The organism is Gemmatimonadota bacterium (assembly GCA_026706345.1).
Classification (GTDB): Bacteria; JAAXHH01; JAAXHH01; order JAAXHH01; family JAAXHH01; genus JAAXHH01.
The window spans coordinates 1-2,507 of record JAPOYX010000286.1 but is presented as its reverse complement, the minus strand read 5'-3'; the positions used below and the strand labels follow the sequence as shown (position 1 = coordinate 2,507).

The window sequence follows — 2,507 nt, the reverse complement described above, 5'->3', positions numbered from 1 at the left end:
CATTTGTGACACAGGACACAAGCATATCGCAAACCGCCCACGGGCGGTTTCACCGAGGCGGAACTCAGCCCCGGCCGCGCCCCGAGCGGGGACCTGTCAATCGCCGCCACACAAGGGAACTCGTACCCCCTGCCGTTTCCGCAGTGGCCCACTGTCAAGCAATTCCGCATCGGGTATAGTGCGCGCCCCATCGAGGTCCCGCTTCAGGCAAGGAGAGCCCGTGCCCGCCAAGTCCATGGACGAACTCGTCTCCCTGTGCAAGCGCCGCGGTTTCATCTTCCAGGCCGCCGACATCTACGGCGGTTCACAAGGCCTCTACGACTACGGCCCCCTCGGCGTCGAACTCAAGAACAACCTGAAAGCCGCCTGGTGGCGGGCCATGGTCTACGAGCGGGACGACGTGGAGGGGCTCGACTCCACCCTGCTCACGAACCGGCGCATCCTGCAGTACTCGGGCCACGAAGACACCTTCTCCGACCCCATGGTGGACTGCCGGCAGTGCAAGAACCGCTGGCGGGCCGACCTGGTGGCCGGCAAGTGCCCCGCCTGCGGTTCCGACGACCTCACCGAACCCCGACCGTTCAACCTGATGTTCCGCACCGCCTTCGGCCCCGTGGACGACGGCACCTCGCACGTCTATCTGCGCCCGGAAACGGCCCAGGGGATCTTCACCAACTTCAAGAACGTCATGGATTCCACCTCCCGCCGGCTGCCGTTCGGCATCGCGCAGATCGGCAAGGCCTTCCGCAACGAAATCACCCCCAGGAACTTCATCTTCCGGGTGCGGGAATTCGAACAGATGGAGCTGGAATTCTTTGTCGAACCCGGGGAGGACGAGGCGTGGCACCGGCGCTGGCTGGAGGCGCGCCTCGACTGGTGGGCGGAGCAGGGGGTGAGCCGGGAGGCACTGTCCATCTACGACGTGCCCGCGGACGAACTCGCTCACTACTCCAAGGCGACCTACGACATCATGTACCCCTTTCCCCACGGCCTGGAGGAACTCGAAGGCATCGCCAACCGCCTGGATTTCGACCTGGGCTCCCACACGAAAAACCAGGACGAACTCGAACTGACCGCCCGGGTCGGGTCAAACGCCGACTCCAACGCCAGGCTCGCCGTACGCAACCCGGAAACCGGCAACTGGTTCGTACCCTACGTCATCGAGCCCTCCGCCGGCGTCGACCGCGGCGTTCTGGCCGTCATGAACGAAGCCTACCGGCAGGAGGAACTCGACAACGGCAGCACCCGCACCGTACTCGGGTTCAAGCCCCACCTGGCGCCCATCAAGGCGGCGGTGCTGCCGCTGAAGCGCAACCACGAGGGCATCGTCGCCAAGGCGCGCGCCGTCAAGCAGGAACTGCAGGCACTCGGCCTCGGCCGCATCCTCTACGAACACACGGGAAACATCGGCAAGGGCTACCGGCGCCACGACGAGGTCGGCACGCCCATGTGCATCACGGTGGATTTCCAGACCATCGAGCAGGACGACACCGTCACCGTCCGCGACCGGGACAGCATGGCCCAGGAGCGGGTTGCCATTCCCGAGTTGGGAGATTTCGTCCGGGGCCGGTTGAGTCGCGCCTGACGGACTTCGCCCCGCGGGCTGTCGGAGGCTCGTCCGTCAGGGTTCAAGTGACTTGGGGGTCACGATTCATCGCTTGTGGCGCGAGACAGTACGGCGAGAAAACGAATAGGCAAGTCGACGAGTTCCTCAGGACCATGAACAACGTTTGAATCAAAGAACAGGGAGTCGCCGGGTTCAAGCAGATACAGGGAACTACCGTGCCGGTATCGCAGGGAGCCGGACAGCACATGCAGGAATTCAACGCCGACGTGCTGAAACAGGGGAAACACTTCGGAGCTTTCTTCCAGCGTGATCAAGTAGGGTTCGACCATCACTGAGCTGTGCACACTATGGCCGAGCAACTGGTATTGATGCCCTGCCCTGGTTCCCTGACGCTCTATATTCAGCCCTTTCCCCGACTCGACATACACCGCATCGCTTTGCTGCTCATAGGCGCGAAACAACGCCGTAACCGGAACGTTGAGCGCGCGAGACAGCGCTGACAGGGTACTCAGGGACGGTGAGGTAATGCCGTTTTCAATCTTGGACACCATGCCATGCGAAAGGCCGGTCATTTTGCACAGTTCGGCAATACTCAGATTGAGTTGCTTGCGATATTTGCGCACCTGTCGGCCGATAGCGGCTTCAAGCGCGTTCTCGGCCGGTCTCTGATGAGCAGGATCCTTCTTCATGACATCGGAAACTCTCAGGCGTATGCGCGATCGGCGTTTACTAAGAGGAATAATAATTTACACACTATCACATTCTGAAGGTAGAATAGCAGCGAAGCGGTGATCTTCCGGGATAAAGATCATGTGTGGAATTGTCGGAATATACTATAAAAACAAGAACTTATTGGACAATCTCGGCACATCTCTGGGGGCCATGCTGGTCCAGATGAGAGAACGCGGTCCCGACAGCGCCGGGGTCGCCATATACCGGA

3 protein-coding genes are annotated in these 2,507 nt (G+C 61.1%); 2 read left to right on the top strand and 1 reads right to left on the bottom strand.

The genetic code is table 11. The features are described 5' to 3' along the window. The first annotated feature begins 235 nt into the window (after nucleotides 1-235). On the top strand, nucleotides 236-1,585 hold the full coding sequence (locus OXG98_19975) for a glycine--tRNA ligase (GenBank protein MCY3774289.1): 1,350 nt from the start codon (nucleotides 236-238) through the stop codon (nucleotides 1,583-1,585). A gap of 59 nt (nucleotides 1,586-1,644) precedes the next feature. Here the strand turns inward: OXG98_19975 and OXG98_19970 are convergent, their stop codons facing one another. Continuing rightward, nucleotides 1,645-2,256 carry an XRE family transcriptional regulator gene (locus OXG98_19970; protein MCY3774288.1) on the bottom strand — a complete coding sequence of 204 codons (612 nt, stop codon included), beginning with the start codon at nucleotides 2,254-2,256 and terminating at the stop codon, nucleotides 1,645-1,647. Nucleotides 2,257-2,377: 121 nt separating this feature from the next. Between OXG98_19970 and OXG98_19965 the strand changes: the two genes are divergently transcribed. Then, nucleotides 2,378-2,507 (top strand): amidophosphoribosyltransferase (locus OXG98_19965; protein ID MCY3774287.1); only part of this gene is annotated, 130 nt, incomplete at its 3' end.

Coding starts and splice junctions, on each gene's coding strand:
- OXG98_19975 (MCY3774289.1), top strand. CDS start 236: ATGGACGAACTCGTCTCCCTGTGCAAGCGCCGCGGTTTCATCTTCCAG.
- OXG98_19970 (MCY3774288.1), bottom strand. CDS start 2,256: ATGAAGAAGGATCCTGCTCATCAGAGACCGGCCGAGAACGCGCTTGAA.